The organism is Lysinibacillus sp. DFXJR4 (assembly GCF_057196045.1).
Genome location: NZ_JBXUNW010000008.1, coordinates 1 through 17,609 on the forward strand (window position 1 = coordinate 1; position 17,609 = coordinate 17,609).

The window sequence follows — 17,609 nt, forward strand, 5'->3', positions numbered from 1 at the left end:
GTAAAATTTGTCTTTATGAAACACCTTATAGTGTTACAGGCACTATCCAGCTAACAGGGTTAGAGGAATGACCTAAAAGTATTATATGTACAGATATGATTTCTTGGAACGTGGTAAGCCAACTACTTGGAGAGATTGCACTCGATGAAGGGGTATAAGGGAAAACAATTTGTATAACCTTATTTTAAGTTGGTGAAAGTGATGGCACAGTACCGTTGAAGCCGTAATAATAAGCGGTGGAGGGATAGCCATTAGTCAATTTATGGATAACTAAAACAATATTTTATAATATCAGGTTCTCGTATGACTAAAAGAAATGCAATCACCATAAAAAAGTAAGTGTGGTGAAAGTGTTGACTGATACAGCAAACGAAAAAGTTTTGAAACGACAGTCTTTACGAAATAATGAGTATTACGGTATGCAAGAAACCTTCGATAAGCTTTACAAAGATAGTCAAAGCAATAAGAAATTCAAAAATCTCTACGAACTCATAGTAGATAGGGAGAACATCTTACTAGCATATAGAAACATTAAGAAAAATAAAGGGTCATTCACTAAAGGTGTAAACGAATCTACAATCACTACTGTAGGTGAACAAGAACCTGAAAAACTTGTGAGCTATGTTAGAAAAAGATTGGAAAACTTTATTCCACATAAAATTAGAAGAAAAGAAATACCAAAAGCTAATGGCGGAGTTAGACCGTTGGGAATACCGACAATCGAAGACCGAATTATACATCAATGTATTAAGCAAGTTCTTGAACCAATATGTGAAGCGAAATTTCATAATCACAGTTATGGGTTTAGACCAAATAGAGGTACACTTCACGCATATTCAAGGGCAGTTACATTAGCAAATATTAATAAGTTGCATTATGTGGTTGATATCGACATTAAAGGATTCTTTGATAACGTCAATCATGGCAAACTTCTAAAACAAATGTGGAGTATGGGAATCCAAGATAAGAAAGTAATCTCTATTATGGGCAAACTATTGAAAGCAGAAATAGTGGGGTTAGGAAAGCCAGAAAAAGGCACTCCACAAGGTGGAATCTTATCACCATTACTATCCAACATCGTTCTTAATGAACTAGATTGGTGGATAAGCAATCAATGGGAAACGTTTGAAACGGAAAAGAACTATGAGAGAGAACGCATTATAGGTGGCAAAAAACGACTAGATCGTTCAGTAAAATACGCCACTTTAAAAAGAATGACAAATTTAAAAGAGATGTTTATCGTTCGCTATGCAGATGATTTTAAAATCTTCTGTCGTGACCATAAAAGTGCATTCAAAATATTTGAAGGCGTGAAAAAGTGGTTAAAGGAGCGACTGCATCTTGATATTAGCAAGGAAAAATCGAAGGTAATCAATTTAAGAAAAAACTTTTCAGAGTTCCTCGGATTTAAAATGAAAGTAGTGAGGAACAAAGAAAAGCATACTGTAAAATCATTTATGACTGACAAGGCTAAACAGAATGCAAAACAAAAAATTAAAGAAAACATTAAAAGAATTAAGAAAAATACCAACGCCTCAGAAGTATCCAAACTTAATGCAACAATATTAGGACTTCAAAACTTCTATCAGCAGGCGACAATGGTATCAAAGGATTTTAGTGAAATTGCATTCTCTGTCAAACGAACCTTATATAACAGCTTAAAATTTGTGTCATCTGAAAACGGGGAACTTAGTAAATATTACAAAGCACATTATAAAGACTATTTAGGCAAGAATAAAGTTTTCGTAGCCCGAGTAGCCATTTTCCCAATTGATGGCGTCAAACACAAAAACCCGAAGAACTTTACGCAAGAAATAAACAACTACACGATTGAAGGTAGAAGTCTCGTACACAAAACACAGAAGTCAGTATCAGAAAGAATTATTAGGCAACTAGTAAAAAATCCTGTAATTAATCAAAGCATTGAGTATAATGACAATCGCATCTCAAAATATATCGCTCAAAAGGGGATATGTTTCGTTACAGGTGAGCCACTTCTTCTAAATAATATGGAATTACATCATAAGAAGCCAAGAGCATTAGGTGGAAAAGATGATTATAACAACTTAGTTTTTATAACTAAAATGGTCCATAAACTGATTCACGCAACAAAAGAAGAGACGATTGAAAAATATCTTCAATTAGCAAGACTGACACAAGAAGGTAGAGACAAAGTAAATAAACTTCGAGTTATGGCTGGAAATGAAATATTAGTTTAAAGATTCATAATTGATGGAACGCCGTATGAGGGGAAACCCTCACGTACGGTGTGAATGGGGGGAAAAGCAGGAGATTACTTCAAATGCTTACCTATCCATATCAAATATGCTGCAGGAAACAATTTTACAGCTTGTGAAAACAGGTGAGGAACTAGATGGAAATCTCTTTATGGTGGGAGACGTTAAGCAAAGTATATATCGCTTCCGTTTAGCAGAGCCAAAGCTCTTTATGCGCAAATATGGGGAGTTTTTGGAGACTCCTGATACGACTGGCATGCGCATTGATTTAAATGCAAACTTCCGAAGTCGGAAAGAGGTATTAAACGCTACAAACTATATTTTTGCACAGATTATGGGTGAGCGTGTTGGAGAAATTTTATATGATGAAAAGGCCTCGTTAAAACCAGCGGCACCTTATGATGATCAGGAGGTGCCGGTAGAGCTTGTTATCATGCATCCCCCTCTGGAGGAGGAGCTGGATGAAGAGTCAGAGGATACTACAACAGAAGAAGCCACAGAACTTGAGGAATTAAAAAATTCACAGTATGAGGCTCGATTTATTATTGATCGAATTCGGCAGATGATGGAGGATGGAACGACTGTTTACGATACCAAAACAAAGACTGAACGTCCATTAAAATATAGTGATATTGTGATTTTAATGCGTTCCATGACTTGGTCAACCGACTTGGTGGAGGAATTTAAGCTTGCTGGAATTCCGCTGTATGCAGAGTCCTCTAAAGGTTATTTTAATGCGTTAGAGGTTATGATTATGCTAAATGTACTGAAAATCGTCGATAATCCCTATCAGGATATTCCTTTAGCCTCTGTACTCCGTGCCCACTTTGTTGGCTTAACAGAAAATGAACTGGCGAAAATTCGGTTAGCGGATACTAAGGCTCCATTTTATGATGCATTAAGGCAATTTATTCGCAGTGAAGGGCATGGTGTACAATCTGTCACATTTGAGAAGCTTCAACGTTTTATGCTGGCATTTGAAAACTGGCGAGATTTAGCACGGCGCGGCTCATTATCCGATCTAATTTGGAAGATTTACTTAGATACGCATTATTATGAGATGGTAGGTGCTATGCCAAATGGCAAACAGCGTCAGGCTAATCTACGAATTTTACATGATCGAGCTTTAATGTATGAGCAAACTTCTTTTAGAGGGCTATTTCGTTTTTTACGCTTTATTGATCGAATGCGTACACGTGGCGATGACCTAGGAACAGCCAAATCAATCGGAGAAAAAGATGATGTTGTACGTCTTGTTACGATTCACTCTTCAAAGGGATTAGAGTATCCAGTAGTGTTTGTTGCTGGGATGGGCAGACCATTTAACAAAATGGATTTCCATCTACCTTATTTATTCGATCAGGATTTTGGTCTTGCTGTAAAAGCAATTGATCCAGACAATCGTATTATGTATACATCCTTACCATTTTTAGCATTGAAGGAGAAAAAGGAGCTTGAAATGCGTGCGGAGGAAATGCGTGTATTGTACGTTGCGATGACACGTGCAAAGGAGCGATTAATCTTAATAGGCTCAGTGAAAAATTGGCATAAAATACGTGATAATTGGCAGGATGCACAAAGTCTATCCTTGGATGCCCCGCTGCAGGAGTATTTACGCGCAAGGGCAAATAGCTACTTTGATTGGATAGGTCCTGCAGTTGCAAGACATGCTGATTTTGCAACGATTGCGACAACTCCCTATCAACCATTGGAAGATGCCTCGCATTGGTGGATTCGTCCGATTAAAACTAGTCATTACATGTACGATATACATGCGCTAGAAAATGAGGTACAACAATTACTTGAAACGCCAGAAGATGAAGCCATGCTAACAACAATTACGACACGCTTTCAAGCACAGTATCCTTTTCAAAAATCCACAAGGAAGCGTTCGAAAACATCTGTCAGTGAAATAAAACGTTTGGAAAATTTACAAAGGCAAAATGAGCCTGAATATTATTTTACTTCACCTTCTAGGCAGCAATCTGTTGCACCAAGACCATCCTTTTTACAGCATCAGCAGCTCACAGGTGCAGAAATTGGAACAGCCATTCATACGGTTATGCAGCATATCCCTCAAAATGGTTTTCTGAATATCCAAGAGGTACAGAGGTTTGTTGCTGATTTAGTAACAAGGCAGCTGCTGACAGAGTCTGAGGGACAAGTGGTTTCTGCAGAGAAAATTTTAAATTTCTTTACAACAGAGATTGGACAGCGCTTTAAAAAAGCACGACAACTCAGAAGAGAAATGCCGTTCACCATTAGTAGAGTAGATGAAGATGGTGATGCTCAAATTGTACAAGGAATAATTGATTGCTTATTTGAGGATGAAAATGGGAATTGGGTGTTATTAGATTATAAGACAGACCGAATTCAAGCACATTTTGCAAAGGAGCCTGCGTTATCGAAGGAATTATTAGATCGATATGGCGTTCAGCTAAAGGTTTATAGTGAAGCGATTGAATCCATTCTTCAGATTCAAATTAGTGATAAAGTATTGTATTTATTTGATATTGAACGATCCATACATGCATAAACATGGCCATTGCAGTGAACAGAGCTTTCCAAGTAGGAAGTGGCTCTGTTTCACTACAGGGCAAAAAGAAAGAGGAGGTTATGTGGTGGATTTCAAACCGACAATGTTGCAGGAGCGTATTGCAACATTAGATATTTTACGAGGTATTAGCTTGTTAGGGATCCTACTCGTTAATATGTTTGCTTTTTATTTACCGATGCCATATATTGACCTGGCATCATGGTTTACAACACCGTCAGATATCGTTTGGCAGCAAAATTTAGATATATATGTACAAAGTAGCTTTTATCCCCTATTTGCAATGCTATTTGGCTATGGGCTCGCTATGCAATGGCAAAAAGCACAGAGTCGTCAGCAAAATTTTTATACGATAGGGCTACGACGACTAACAGTACTATTTGTATTTGGATTGCTGCATGCTTTGTTAATTTGGTGGGGCGATATTTTAATGATGTACGCTTTTTGTGGCGTGTTTTTATTACTATTACTGCGTCTTCAGTCAGTTTGGTTAGTAACAATCAGTGCGATCATTTTTGGTGTTTTCCAAGCCTTTATGTTACTCGTTGTAGGATTTATTCATTTTGATGCAAAGGTGGATGAATATTTAGATATTACATCCGTTGAGAAGGCAATAACGGCTTATGGTACGGGGAATTGGGTAGATGCCTTTATGCAGCGTCTAACTGATTTATCGATCCAAATGAGTATTGGCATGTGGTTTGTCTCTTTATTTACAATTTTACCGTACATGCTATTAGGTGCAGCAGCGTCCAAATGGCGTTTAGTGGAAAGAGCAAGAGAACTTAAGTGGCTATGGATGACGTTAGCGATAGGTGGGTTGGCAATTGGTATTTTTGTGAAGAGTTTACCTGTTATGTTTACGCGTACGTATCTTTTCGATTACTTAAAGGTTTACATAGGTGGCCCGATTTTATCTATCGGTTATATAGGGCTTATTGTATTACTTTGCTTACTCCCTATTGTTCCAAAGCTTCTAACTCCCTTCGCAAAAATTGGACGAATGTCGTTAACAATGTACATACTTCAATCCCTTATTGGAACGATTTTATTTTATCAGTTTGGATTTGGGTGGTATGGGAAAGTAAGTGTTGCAACGGGTGTGTTAATTGCACTAGGTATAATAATTGTGCAAATGATACTAGCGGAAATTTGGCTAACAAAATGGAGGCAAGGTCCTTTAGAAGCGATTTGGCGTAAATTAACATATAAAATAAAATTGAATGAAAGTTAAGTATTTTCTACTTCAATAGCATAAAGTATGTAGAATTAACAACAATAAAAATTGTTATCGCAAAAGTAAGGCAATTTCTATCATATTGTTGTATTATGTAGAAAAAAGAAGGAGCTCTTTAAATCATGAAAATTTTATCGTTTAAATTAGGTGGACATGTTAGTTTTGGACCGAAAGTAAAAAAAGAAGAAGCGGTATGGGATGTACTAGCTATTCAAAATGAACTTCAAGTTCTCCCTTCTTTTTCAAGTTCAATCGTGGATGGTATTGCGTTAGGCTTTGATTTTGTTGAACAGATTCGTAAATTAGTAGAAGCGGCTGAAAAATCAGACCGTGCAGATAGCTTTAAACGTGAATTCACAGTGATAGAATGGTTATCACCAATTCCGCGTACGCCGAAAAATATTATGTGTGTTGGTAAAAACTATGATGAACATGCAAAAGAAATGGGGGCAGAGGCAGCTCCGACAGATTTAATGGTATTTACAAAATCTCCAACAGCAATTGCAGCTGATGGTCAAACAATTTCGATACATGCAGGTCTTTCTTCAAAACTAGATTATGAAGGTGAGCTTGCGGTCGTTATTGGTAAACGTGGTAAAAATATACCGAAAAACTTAGCATATGATTATGTATTTGGCTACACAATTGCTAACGATATTACAGCTCGTGATTTACAAGAAAAACATAAGCAATTTTTCTTAGGAAAAAGCTTAGATGGAACTTGCCCACTTGGACCATACCTTGTGACAAAAGATGAAATTCCAAATCCACAAGATTTAACAATTGTCACAAAAGTAAATGATGAAGTGCGTCAAAATGGCTCCACTAAGGATATGATGTTCACTGTAGAATCGCTCGTATCTATTTTATCTCAACATGTAACTTTAGAGCCAGGTGATGTAATATTAACAGGTACTCCAGCTGGTGTTGGCAAAGGCATGAATCCGCCTCAATTTTTACAAGCAGGAGATACTGTAAAAGTATCGATTCAGGGCATTGGTACATTAGTAAATCATTTTAAATAATTTTTTTAATCCGCGTGAGTTTTTTTCTCCGCGGATTTTTAAGTATATTATGTGAACACTATTGTAATGTTTGAAACCCTTTCCATCCCATGATAGGATAGAATTTGATAGAAAAAAGAATATGAGGTGAAAGAAAATGAGTTTTTTAACAAGCCAAACACATGTGCATATTACAACTTGGGTAATTGCTATTGTCATCTTTTTAATTGCTTCATTTACGGGCAATAAGTCAAAGGGCTTACATATGACATTACGTTTATTCTACATTTTAGTTATCATTACTGGTATCGCACTCTTTAATGAGGGAAGAAATTATGGCATGGGAATGCTTTACGGCTTTAAATTCCTAGGCGGTATTTTAGTTATCGGTATGATGGAAATGGTATTAGTTCGCCAAAAGAAAAACAAATCAACAGTTATGTTCTGGATCTTATTTGCATTATTCCTATTCATCACATTGTTCCTGGGCTTCAAGCTGCCAATGGGTCAAGATTTCTTAGCATAATCTTTGTAAGAGTCGTGAAGTTTTCGCTTCCCGACTTTTATTTTTTGTAAAAAATCATAGAAAGTTTAGCTGAAAAATCGCTCGGGTTGGACGAGAAACTGCTCGGGTATAACGAAAAAGTGCTCGGGTTGGATGAGAAAACTGCTCAGGTATAACGAAAAATCGCTGGGGTTGGACGCGAAACTGCTCAGGTATAACGAAAAATCGCTCGGGTTGGACGAGAAACTGCTCAGGTATATCGAAAAAACGCTCGGGTTGGACGCGAAACTGCTCAGGTATAACGAAAAAACGCTCGGGTTGGACGAGAAACAGCTCAGGTATATCGAAAAACGCTCGGGTAGAGTAAAGAACAGCTTTGGTATGCCAAAAATTTGCTCAGCCAGGAAGAAAACTGCTTAGCTCCCCATTAAAGGATCTCATAAGGGAAAGTTGACACCTTTTTGTCGTAATTCATTTTGCATTTTCGGAAAATATTTTGAAATGATAGCTACGTAACTGTTTTATTTGGTAAAATGACGATGGATTGGTTTGAAAGAGAGGGAATGAAAGTGAAATTCAAGAAGTGGATAAGTGCAACAGCTGCAACGCTTTTACTAGCAACTTCGTTAATAAGTGCAATACCAGTGGCACAGGCTGATGAAGTGTCGACAAGAACAATTGCAGAAGAAAGCATCTATGATTTACTCGTTGACCGTTTCTTTAATGGTTCGGGCACTAACGATTTTGATACAAATACGCAAGACCCTTCGAAGTTTGCAGGGGGCGATTTTACAGGTCTACAAGATAAGCTGAATTTCATTGGCGAAATGGGCTATACGATTGTTTCTATTGGTCCTATTTTTTCTACGGAGAAATATGATGGTTCAATGCCAACAAGCTACTCGACAATCGAACGACATTTTGGAACTTCGGAAGAATTTCAAAGTGTTGTAGAAGCCTATAAAGCTAAAAATATGGCCATTATGGTTGATTTTCCACTCAACAATGTAAGTCCCAACCATGAGTGGGCAAAAGATTCTGCGAAACAAAATTGGATTGCTTCCACAAATAATGGGCAAGTACAGTGGGACTTAACGAACAAAGAGGTGCAAGAAGCGCTTATTAAATCAGCAACAGACTTTGTCTCTACATATGATATTGGTGGAATTCGTTTAACAAATATTGCAGGTGCTGATACAGCATTCGTTGATAAAGTTATAGCAGCATTAAAAGATGCAAAAAAGTCTCTCTATATCATTTCAAATGAAGCAAGTGATGCCAATTTTGATGCAAGTTTTTCACCTGAAACAGCCGATATTTATCGTAATATTTTCAAAAATGTTGATATGGATTCGTCCAAGCTAATGGAGCCTTTTACAGGTGATAAACCAACACAAATAATGGTGGATTCTTTAGAAACACATCGTTTTACATTTGATTCTGCAAATGAAAATATGTTCCCGCCAACTCGATTAAAAATGGCAATGGGTACTTTATTTATGTTACCAGGAACTCCTATTGTGCAATATGGTACAGAAATTGCAATGAATGGTGAAGCGAAGCCAGATACGCATCAAATCTTCAACTTTAAAACAGATGAAGAACTTATCAAATATATTAAAAATGTCCAATCATTGCGCAATAAATCTGCCACATTACGTAAAGGTGATTTTGAAGTCATCACGAATGAAAATGGTTTACTTGTGTTTACACGTACATCTGATGAAGAGAAGTGGGTCATCATGGTCAACAATACGGGGAAAACACAGCGTGTGGATTTAACACCAACCCAGCTAGGCGAAGGTAAAATGCTAAATGGTATTTTACATGAAGAAAAGGTCCGTATTAATGAAAAGGATGTTTATCCAGTTATTTTAGATCGTGAAATGGTTGAGATTTATCAAGTTAAAAATGATGAAGGATTCAATATACCCTATATGATAGCACTTGGATTAGTATGGGTAATATTTATAGGGTTTGTCTTTGTAATCATTAAACGAGGTAAAGTCCGTCGTCAGGAGCAAGATGCATAATATTAAAGACCCCTCTACACAACTTTTCGGTGTAAAGGGGTTTTTGTCTTAAGCATGATAGCTTTTATTCGTAAAGAAGATAGCGATTGTACCTGGTCCTACATGGGAACCGATAGCTGAACCAATCATTGTTACTTGTATTTCTTTAGGAGAAAATCTTTCTTGGATGGCGGCTTTTACATCGCTTGCAAAGGCAGCATCATCACTATGGCTAATACCAACAACTTTCTCAGAGAAATTCCCACCGCGCTCTTGCATTAATTCTAACATACGAGCAATTGCTTTTTTGCGCCCACGCGATTTTTCAATAGGAACAAGCTTACCATCTTCTACATTTAAAATAGGCTTAATACTTAGAAGTCCACCTAAAAAAGCACTTGCCTTTGATACACGCCCACCCTTGGCAAGATAGTCTAAATCCTCAACTGTAAAAAGGTGCTCTATTTGAGGGGCTAGGGTAATAATTCTAGCTTCGATGTCCTCAAATGGAGCTCCTAGGTCTCGAAGACGAACCGCTTCTTCGATCACTAGCCCATGACCCAATGAGGCACATTTAGAGTCAATAATCGCCAATTTAAGTGATGGATATTGCTCTTGTACTTGATTGCGAATCATGACCGCAGTACTATAGGTGCCAGATAATTCTGATGAAAAGGCGATATAAATACCTTCCTCCTCATTTTTTGCTAGATCTTCAAAGTGCTTCAGGAAAAGCTCTGGTGATACTTGAGATGTTTTTGGGCGAGCACCTTGACGAATAGCGTTGTAAATCTCTTTTGAATCAATCGACATGACATCATCATATTCATTGTTGTTCAAATGCACTCGTAATGGTAGCAGAACGATATCATTTTCTTTGTAGTAAGACTTTGGTAGATCACATCCGCTATCAGTAAAAATCTTCATCATTTTGTCCCCCTACATACATTTTTTTACTTTAATTTGAGTAACACTAGCATTTTAATAAATAGATTAACATTGCCCAAATAAATGAAGTCTATACAGTACATGTTTTTGTGAAAACTTACTAACTATGATAATTTTAAGCGTTCAATGAGTAATTTAGCAATACCGTCATCATTATTGGATGTTGTAATTTCATTAGCGATATTTTTTAAGGACGCAATCCCATTACCCATTGCTACACCTACTCCAGCATATTCAATCATTTCTAAGTCATTATCTTCATCACCGAATGCGATAATCCGATCACGTGGAATCCCTAAATCCTTAGCCACATGTGCAATTCCTACTGCTTTATTTAAGCCGCGTCGAACAATCTCAATAATATGAAGTGGTGCACCCCAGCGACGGTGCTCAATAACCTCTGCATGTACAGCCTGCAAATGATCACGTATAATCATTGAGTTTACCTCATTTGCTTGAATCAGAAGGCTTGTTGGATTTTCTAATAAGTGTGTATAAAGATCGCCAAGCGTAATTTTTGGATTCCCCATATTAAATATATTTAATATCCGCTCATCCTCTGTATGCACATAAATATCATCCTTTACTTCAGCAATAATATTTTCGTATTCATAGGTATTAATTGAATCGACGACATCATGTACAACCCCTAAATCGATTGGTGTATGCACAGTCTGCCATGCAGCATTTTTTGGATGATGAACGTAAGCACCATTAAAATTTACGATAGGTGTTGTAAGACCAAGCTCATGATAGTAAATATCACTTGCACGATATGGTCGACCAGTAGCAATCATAATCTGGTGACCCTGTTCCTTAGCCTGGAATAATGTTTTTTTTGTTTTTGCTGAAATTTGCTGTTGATCAGTTAATAAAGTACCGTCTAAATCTAAAACGATTAAATGAGGTTTCATAGCTCGTTGCCCCTTTCCTATAGTTTGAATAGTATCTCTTTGTTATCCATTCGTCAAAATTTTGTCACAGTGAAAAAAGTTTGCTAACATAAAGAGGAGACAAAAGTTGGGAGTGACAAAAATGATTGTAGAAAAAGAAGTGTGGGGAAAAATTCCGTTATTGCATATACATAATGATGATATGAATGAAGAAACCCCCGTTGTAATTTTCTTACATGGCTTTATGAGTGCGAAAGAACATAACTTACATTATGCATATCAATTAGTCGAAAAAGGGGTGCGTGTCCTTTTACCGGATGCAAAATTCCATGGTGAACGTAGTGAGGGTCTAAGTGAGATGCAAATGAACATACATTTCTGGGATATTGTTTTAAATTCTATCCATGAGATTGAACAATTATATAATGGATTAAAGAATAAACATTTATTAGTGCATGATAAAATTGGTATTGCTGGTACGTCGATGGGAGGAATTATCACGTCTGGTTGCTTAAAGCGCTATGAGTGGATACAAACCGCGGCAGTATGTATGGGGGCACCCGGCTTTGTAAAATTAGGTGAATACCAGCTACAGCAGTTTGCGAAAAACGGGGTGCAATGGCCAATGTCAGAGGAAGAAATACAGCAGGCGAATGAGCTTCTTGCCACTTATGATATCACTCTAACACCAGAAAAATTTGCGCGTCGCCCAGTACTTTTTTGGCATGGAGAAAAGGATAAAACCGTCCCTTTTAAAGAAACGTATGATTTTTATTTAACTTTATGCAAATACTATGAGACAAACCCTGAGGACCTAAAATTTATTGCAGATAAAAAAGCAGGACATGCAGTGTCACGAGAGGGCATGTTAGCAGCGACTGAATGGCTTGCACAGCATTTGGCATAATAAGATGCATCTGCTATGATAAGGTTAACACTACGCCGAAAGGAGAAATAAAATGGATCAAGATATGAAAGATAGCATGTTAGGTGCATTAGAGAATGTAATTGACCCTGAGCTTGGTATTGATATAGTCAACTTAGGTTTAGTATATGATGTGGATTTAGATGATGAGGGTGTGGCGACTGTTACTATGACATTAACATCTATGGGGTGCCCGCTCGGACCAGTCATTGTGGACCAAGTTAATACAGCTCTAGGTGAACTTCCAGAAGTAAAATCAACAAATGTCAACATTGTATGGAACCCACCATGGTCAAAGGATAAAATGTCACGCTATGCCAAAATGGCGTTAGGTGTTCGATAAATCAATTTCGCCTTGGCGTAATTGTAGCTGTCGCTTTGCTTTCGCTACAGAAAACATTTGTAGCTGTCGCTTCGCTTTCGCACAGATAAATAGCCACAGGACGTTGCGTTTTTAGACTGAGTTCCGCTATTTCAGTAGTTGTTTGGACACCTACTGAAATGAAAGAAGATAAATAAATCCCCGCTTATAACGGTAAGCGGGGATTTAACTTGTAACGATTTAATCGATACGGCATATTTGCAATGGACAATTCTCACAGGCAATTTCATCCTTTAAAAATTGTAAATCGTGAATGGTAATATAGCCTTTATCAAAAGATAAAATATGATGCTTTTTTAAATCATTGAGCATGCGATTAATCATTTCTCGGCTCGTTCCACACAAATTTGCAATTTCTGTATTGGTTAAAGGGCAATCGATAAAAATAGTGTTATTTTCTAAAAGTTTGCCATAGGTATTCGAAAGTCGAATTAGGGTTGAAAATAAAGCGCCTTTTTTACCATTTAACACTAAATCGCGTAAACGACTTTGATGCTTTAAATTTTCTGCCTGTAGCCACTTCATATACTCCACCATAAGAGTAGGTTGTTCTACTAATAAGAGCTCTAACGATTGGCGGCTTAAAACATATAGCGTAGAAGACTCTAAAACCTTTGCAGTCATAGAATTATAAGAAAGATTACAAAATAATGAACCCTCTCCAATAATGCTGTCTGGACCACATATCCGAATGGTTAATTCCTTACCGCTCTCCGTTTCTTGGCTTATTGACACAACTCCCGTTTTAATATAGTAGATTTCCTTTGCCCGTTCACCCTCTAAAAAAATTTTATTCCCTTTATTTACTTTAATAAATATTCCATGCTTTTGAAAAAGATCATGAATTTTCTCATGCATATTATCCATTAATACCATATCTTCTACACATCGCTTTCTTTTTGTAATAATTGGCTATTATCACAAAAGAATGGTGGATTTCGATATAAAAACGAAGAAACATACTATTATTATAACGCAATTTCAATTTTTAAGTGTAAATTTTTAGTGCTTTTCCTTTGTCATATTTTATAGGTTCATGTAAAATAAAGTTAGTCAAAAAAGGTCAAACATTTTTAAGGTTAAAAGAATGGGTATAGAAATTATGCTAAACATTATTGAAAAGGAGTGCTAATTATGCAGTTTCAACAAACAGATAACCAAAAGCCCTTAGAGCAATTTGGACGAAATTTAGTTGAAGAAGTTAAAAATGGCAAAATGGACCCTGTTATTGGTCGTGATGAGGAAATTCGCAATGTTATTCGTATTTTAACACGTAAAACAAAAAATAATCCTGTGTTAATCGGAGAGCCTGGTGTCGGTAAGACAGCTATTGTTGAGGGATTAGCACAACGTATTGTAAAAGGGGATGTCCCTGAGGGTTTAAAAGAATGCGTCTTGTATGAGCTTGATATGAGTGCTCTCATTGCTGGAGCAAGCTATCGAGGTCAATTTGAAGAGCGCTTAAAGGGCGTTTTAAAGGAAGTAAAGGAATCTGAAGGACGGATTATTTTATTTATTGATGAAATTCATACCATTGTAGGTGCAGGAAAAACAGATGGAGCAATGGATGCTGGAAATATGCTGAAACCAATGCTTGCACGTGGGGAGCTTCATTGTATTGGTGCCACAACATTAGATGAATATCGAATGTATATTGAAAAAGATCCAGCTTTAGAGCGACGCTTCCAGCAAGTACTTGTGCGTGAGCCTTCAATAGAAGATACAGTTTCTATTTTACGTGGCCTTAAGGAGCGCTTTGAGCTACATCATGCGGTACGTATCCATGATCGTGCTATTGTAGCGGCGGCGGAACTTTCAAATCGTTATATCACAGAGCGTTTTCTACCAGATAAAGCTATTGATTTAATCGATGAAGCATGTGCCATGATCCGAACTGAAATAGATTCTATGCCACAAGAATTGGATGCTGTGACACGTCGTATTATGCAGCTAGAAATTGAGGAGCAGGCACTGCGTAAAGAAAAAGATGAGGCAAGTAAAAAACGGTTAGAGCAATTGCGCGGGGAGTTAACAAAGCTCAAGGAATCCTCAGAAGGCATGCGCAAACAATGGGAAGCAGAAAAAGAAGCTTTACATGGTATTCAAAAGAAGCGTGAAACACTAGACAAATATCGCCGTGATTTAGATGAGGCGGAAAGCAAATATGATTTAAATAAAGCTGCTGAATTACGTCATGGGAAAATACCTACTTTGGAAAAGGAAATTCAGGAAATGGAGAAACAATTAGAGAGTGGTACGGAATCACGCATCTTGCGTGAAGAAGTAACTGCTGAAGAAATTGCTGCCATTGTTTCTCGTTGGACAGGGATACCCGTGACGAAATTAGTGGAGGGTGAGCGTGAAAAGTTATTGCGCTTAAAGGACACATTGCATGAGCGTGTCGTTGGACAAGATAATGCTGTTCAGCTTGTTACAGAAGCGGTATGGCGTGCAAGAGCAGGTATCAAGGATCCGCATCGTCCAATTGGTAGCTTTTTATTTCTTGGACCAACAGGTGTTGGTAAAACTGAGCTTGCCAAAGCTTTAGCTGCTCAGTTGTTTGATTCAGAGGATCACTTTATTCGTATTGATATGAGTGAATACATGGAGAAACATAGCGTATCACGTCTTGTAGGTGCACCCCCAGGTTATGTTGGTTATGAGGAAGGGGGACAATTAACAGAGGCTGTTCGTCGTAATCCGTATTCTGTTGTCCTTCTAGATGAAATTGAAAAAGCACACCCAGATGTAGCAAATATTTTATTGCAAATTTTAGATGATGGTCGCATTACGGATAGCCAGGGTCGTATGGTTAACTTTACAAACACTGTAGTGATTTTAACATCTAATATTGGGTCTAATTATTTAATGGAGGCGCAAGAAGGAGATGTAGCAGTTGAAGATTTAGTGATGGCAGCATTGCGTCAGCACTTTAAACCAGAGCTGTTGAATCGTATGGATGATATCATTATGTTCCACGCACTATCAGATGACCATTTCACTGCCATTGCTTGGAAATATGTTGAACAGCTGGTCAAACGAGTGGCAGAACAGGAGATTACTCTACTGGTGGATCAAGAAGTAATTGACTGGGTTGTCCAACAGGGTGCAGATGCACAATTTGGTGCAAGACCATTAAAACGCTTCGTTCAACGTTATATCGAAACGGCCGTAGCGAAGGAATTACTACGTGGTGAGGTTTTACCAGGAGAAACATTGCATGTTAGAATGCATGATGGCCAATGTGTCGTTGAAAAATAAACAAGAAAAAACCTGTTTCACGTAAAATGAAACAGGTTTTTTAATTAATGATGGTCTGTCGCTTCTGGTGTTGGCTCGTTTGGTAAAATTGCACCAATAATAAAAATTAAAATGGAGAATACAACAGAAACGATTGCACCTGATTTAAAATCAAATGGTGCACCAAGTACAGAGCTTACTACATAGTTTAACATTGATACTAGTATAAATGACCATATGAATGTTATGATATATTGCATTAATTTCACCTCAACCGAACTTTTTATATTATAAAGTTTTACTACATATTCATTATCATATCATAACATAAATCGAAAAAAAAAGAAGCTTTTCTGTGAAACATGGCGAAATTGTCACAACAAGTGTTTAGAGTTTTTTTAGTAGTATTGATTGTTCTGCTTGCATAGTGTGGTAAGTTACTTCATCACATATTTCAAGTGCTCAATAAGTGGGGGTCACATTCAAATAGAGTGGAGAGAGAAGTTACTCAACAAGAAATGTAGACGACCCATATAATAAAAGAGAGCCACTATTATTAAGACCCCATTCCAACATCTACCAGTCCCTTCCATTCATATTAGGGCAATGGGCATTAATTTTAATTCATCTTGCACCCCTCCTTCATTATGAGTTATAATTATGACCAGTTACTAATAATTGATAGTAAGAAAGCAGAGGGGTTGCTAAATGAACGCTGGTATTATAGGAATAGGCAAATACGTTCCAGAGAAGGTTATGACAAATTTTGATTTAGAAAAAATTATGGATACTTCAGATGAATGGATTCGAACTCGAACAGGGATCGAAGAGCGTCATTTTGCCGCAGACAATCAGGAAACTTCAGATTTAGCAGTTGCTGCAGCAAGAGAGGCTATTGCAAATGCAGGTATTACACCTGAAGAAATCGGTTTAATCCTAGTAGCCACAGTAACACAAGATCAAACATTTCCAAGTGTAGCATGTATGGTTCAGGAGCAAATTGGTGCAGTGAATGCAGCAGCGATGGACCAGGCTGCAGCTTGTGCAGGATTTATATATAGTTTAGTGACAGCAAAGCATTTTGTAGAAGCAAATGCTTATAAATATGTCTTAGTAGTAGGTGTTGAAAAGCTATCAAAGGTTATCGACTGGAATGATCGTAATACGGCTGTGTTATTCGGTGACGGAGCGAGTGCAGCGATAGTTGGCCCCGTATCAGAAGGTAGAGGCATATTATCATTTGAACTCGGTGCTGATGGTACAGGTGGAAAGAATCTGTATTTAACACAGCAAGATACTATTGCCATGAATGGTCGAGAAGTGTTTAAATTTGCTGTGCGCCAGATGGGTGAGTCTGCCGTTAATGTACTAGATAAAGCAGGCTTAACAAAAGAAGATGTGGACTTCTTAGTGCCACATCAGGCAAATATCCGAATTATGGAGTCTGCTCGAGAACGACTGGAGCTACCACCTGAAAAAATGTCAAAAACCATTCATAAATATGGTAATACTTCAGCAGCATCCATTGGCATTTCCTTGGTTGAAGAGCTTGAAGCAGGTAAGATTAAAGATGATGATTTATTGGTACTTGTTGGATTTGGCGGCGGTTTAACATGGGGCGCTGTTGCAATTCGATGGGGAAAATAATAAAGAAAAATGCTTGAGGGGAGTA

At 37.5% G+C, this 17,609-nt stretch carries 13 protein-coding genes and 1 pseudogene; 10 read left to right on the top strand and 4 right to left on the bottom strand.

What is annotated here, in order from left to right; all coding sequences use genetic code 11:
• Positions 1-380: 380 nt before the first annotated feature.
• The 6 genes and pseudogenes from ltrA to AC2CGN_RS15970 all read left to right on the top strand — a co-directional run bounded on the left by ltrA (position 381) and on the right by AC2CGN_RS15970 (position 9,570).
• Positions 381-2,219, top strand: a complete 1,839-nt coding sequence (gene ltrA / locus AC2CGN_RS15945; RefSeq protein ID WP_484515028.1) for a group II intron reverse transcriptase/maturase — start codon at positions 381-383, stop codon at positions 2,217-2,219.
• Positions 2,220-2,319: 100 nt separating this feature from the next.
• Positions 2,320-4,773 (top strand): annotated as a pseudogene (gene addA / locus AC2CGN_RS15950) (helicase-exonuclease AddAB subunit AddA); the annotation flags it as partial.
• A gap of 85 nt (positions 4,774-4,858) precedes the next feature.
• The gene (locus AC2CGN_RS15955) at positions 4,859-6,025 is read left to right on the top strand and encodes a DUF418 domain-containing protein (RefSeq protein ID WP_484514881.1); all 1,167 of its coding nucleotides are present in this window, start codon (positions 4,859-4,861) and stop codon (positions 6,023-6,025) included.
• A gap of 125 nt (positions 6,026-6,150) precedes the next feature.
• On the top strand, positions 6,151-7,053 hold the full coding sequence (locus tag AC2CGN_RS15960; protein ID WP_429980407.1) for a fumarylacetoacetate hydrolase family protein: 903 nt from the start codon (positions 6,151-6,153) through the stop codon (positions 7,051-7,053).
• Positions 7,054-7,189: 136 nt separating this feature from the next.
• A complete protein-coding gene (locus AC2CGN_RS15965; RefSeq protein ID WP_286925374.1) occupies positions 7,190-7,558 on the top strand; it encodes a YisL family protein in 369 nt (122 codons plus the stop codon).
• A 518-nt stretch (positions 7,559-8,076) separates the two neighbouring features.
• Entirely contained in the window at positions 8,077-9,570 is a 1,494-nt protein-coding gene (locus AC2CGN_RS15970; RefSeq protein ID WP_484514884.1) for an alpha-amylase family glycosyl hydrolase, read from the top strand.
• Between the two features lie 48 nt (positions 9,571-9,618).
• Here AC2CGN_RS15970 and AC2CGN_RS15975 read toward each other — a convergent pair whose 3' ends face one another.
• Positions 9,619-10,476 carry a DegV family protein gene (locus tag AC2CGN_RS15975; protein ID WP_429980410.1) on the bottom strand — a complete coding sequence of 286 codons (858 nt, stop codon included), beginning with the start codon at positions 10,474-10,476 and terminating at the stop codon, positions 9,619-9,621.
• 125 nt (positions 10,477-10,601) lie between these two features.
• On the bottom strand, positions 10,602-11,411 hold the full coding sequence (locus tag AC2CGN_RS15980) for a Cof-type HAD-IIB family hydrolase (RefSeq protein WP_286925372.1): 810 nt from the start codon (positions 11,409-11,411) through the stop codon (positions 10,602-10,604).
• A 121-nt stretch (positions 11,412-11,532) separates the two neighbouring features.
• Here AC2CGN_RS15980 and AC2CGN_RS15985 point away from each other — a divergent pair, with 121 nt between their 5' ends.
• Positions 11,533-12,297 (top strand): serine aminopeptidase domain-containing protein, encoded by a 765-nt coding sequence (locus tag AC2CGN_RS15985; RefSeq protein WP_484514887.1) that lies wholly within the window; start codon positions 11,533-11,535, stop codon positions 12,295-12,297.
• Between the two features lie 52 nt (positions 12,298-12,349).
• A complete protein-coding gene (locus AC2CGN_RS15990) occupies positions 12,350-12,658 on the top strand; it encodes a metal-sulfur cluster assembly factor (RefSeq protein ID WP_103117491.1) in 309 nt (102 codons plus the stop codon).
• Between the two features lie 219 nt (positions 12,659-12,877).
• On the opposite strand, the gene AC2CGN_RS15995 is transcribed toward AC2CGN_RS15990, so the two are convergent.
• Positions 12,878-13,564 carry a Crp/Fnr family transcriptional regulator gene (locus AC2CGN_RS15995; RefSeq protein WP_429980414.1) on the bottom strand — a complete coding sequence of 229 codons (687 nt, stop codon included), beginning with the start codon at positions 13,562-13,564 and terminating at the stop codon, positions 12,878-12,880.
• Positions 13,565-13,831: 267 nt separating this feature from the next.
• On the opposite strand from AC2CGN_RS15995, the gene AC2CGN_RS16000 reads away from it, so the two are divergent.
• The gene (locus AC2CGN_RS16000; RefSeq protein ID WP_484514890.1) at positions 13,832-15,958 is read left to right on the top strand and encodes an ATP-dependent Clp protease ATP-binding subunit; all 2,127 of its coding nucleotides are present in this window, start codon (positions 13,832-13,834) and stop codon (positions 15,956-15,958) included.
• A gap of 44 nt (positions 15,959-16,002) precedes the next feature.
• Here AC2CGN_RS16000 and AC2CGN_RS16005 read toward each other — a convergent pair whose 3' ends face one another.
• On the bottom strand, positions 16,003-16,197 hold the full coding sequence (locus tag AC2CGN_RS16005) for a YjzD family protein (protein ID WP_286925368.1): 195 nt from the start codon (positions 16,195-16,197) through the stop codon (positions 16,003-16,005).
• A 448-nt stretch (positions 16,198-16,645) separates the two neighbouring features.
• Here AC2CGN_RS16005 and AC2CGN_RS16010 point away from each other — a divergent pair, with 448 nt between their 5' ends.
• Positions 16,646-17,584 carry a beta-ketoacyl-ACP synthase III gene (locus tag AC2CGN_RS16010; RefSeq protein ID WP_484514892.1) on the top strand — a complete coding sequence of 313 codons (939 nt, stop codon included), beginning with the start codon at positions 16,646-16,648 and terminating at the stop codon, positions 17,582-17,584.
• The last annotated feature ends 25 nt before the right edge of the window (positions 17,585-17,609 follow it).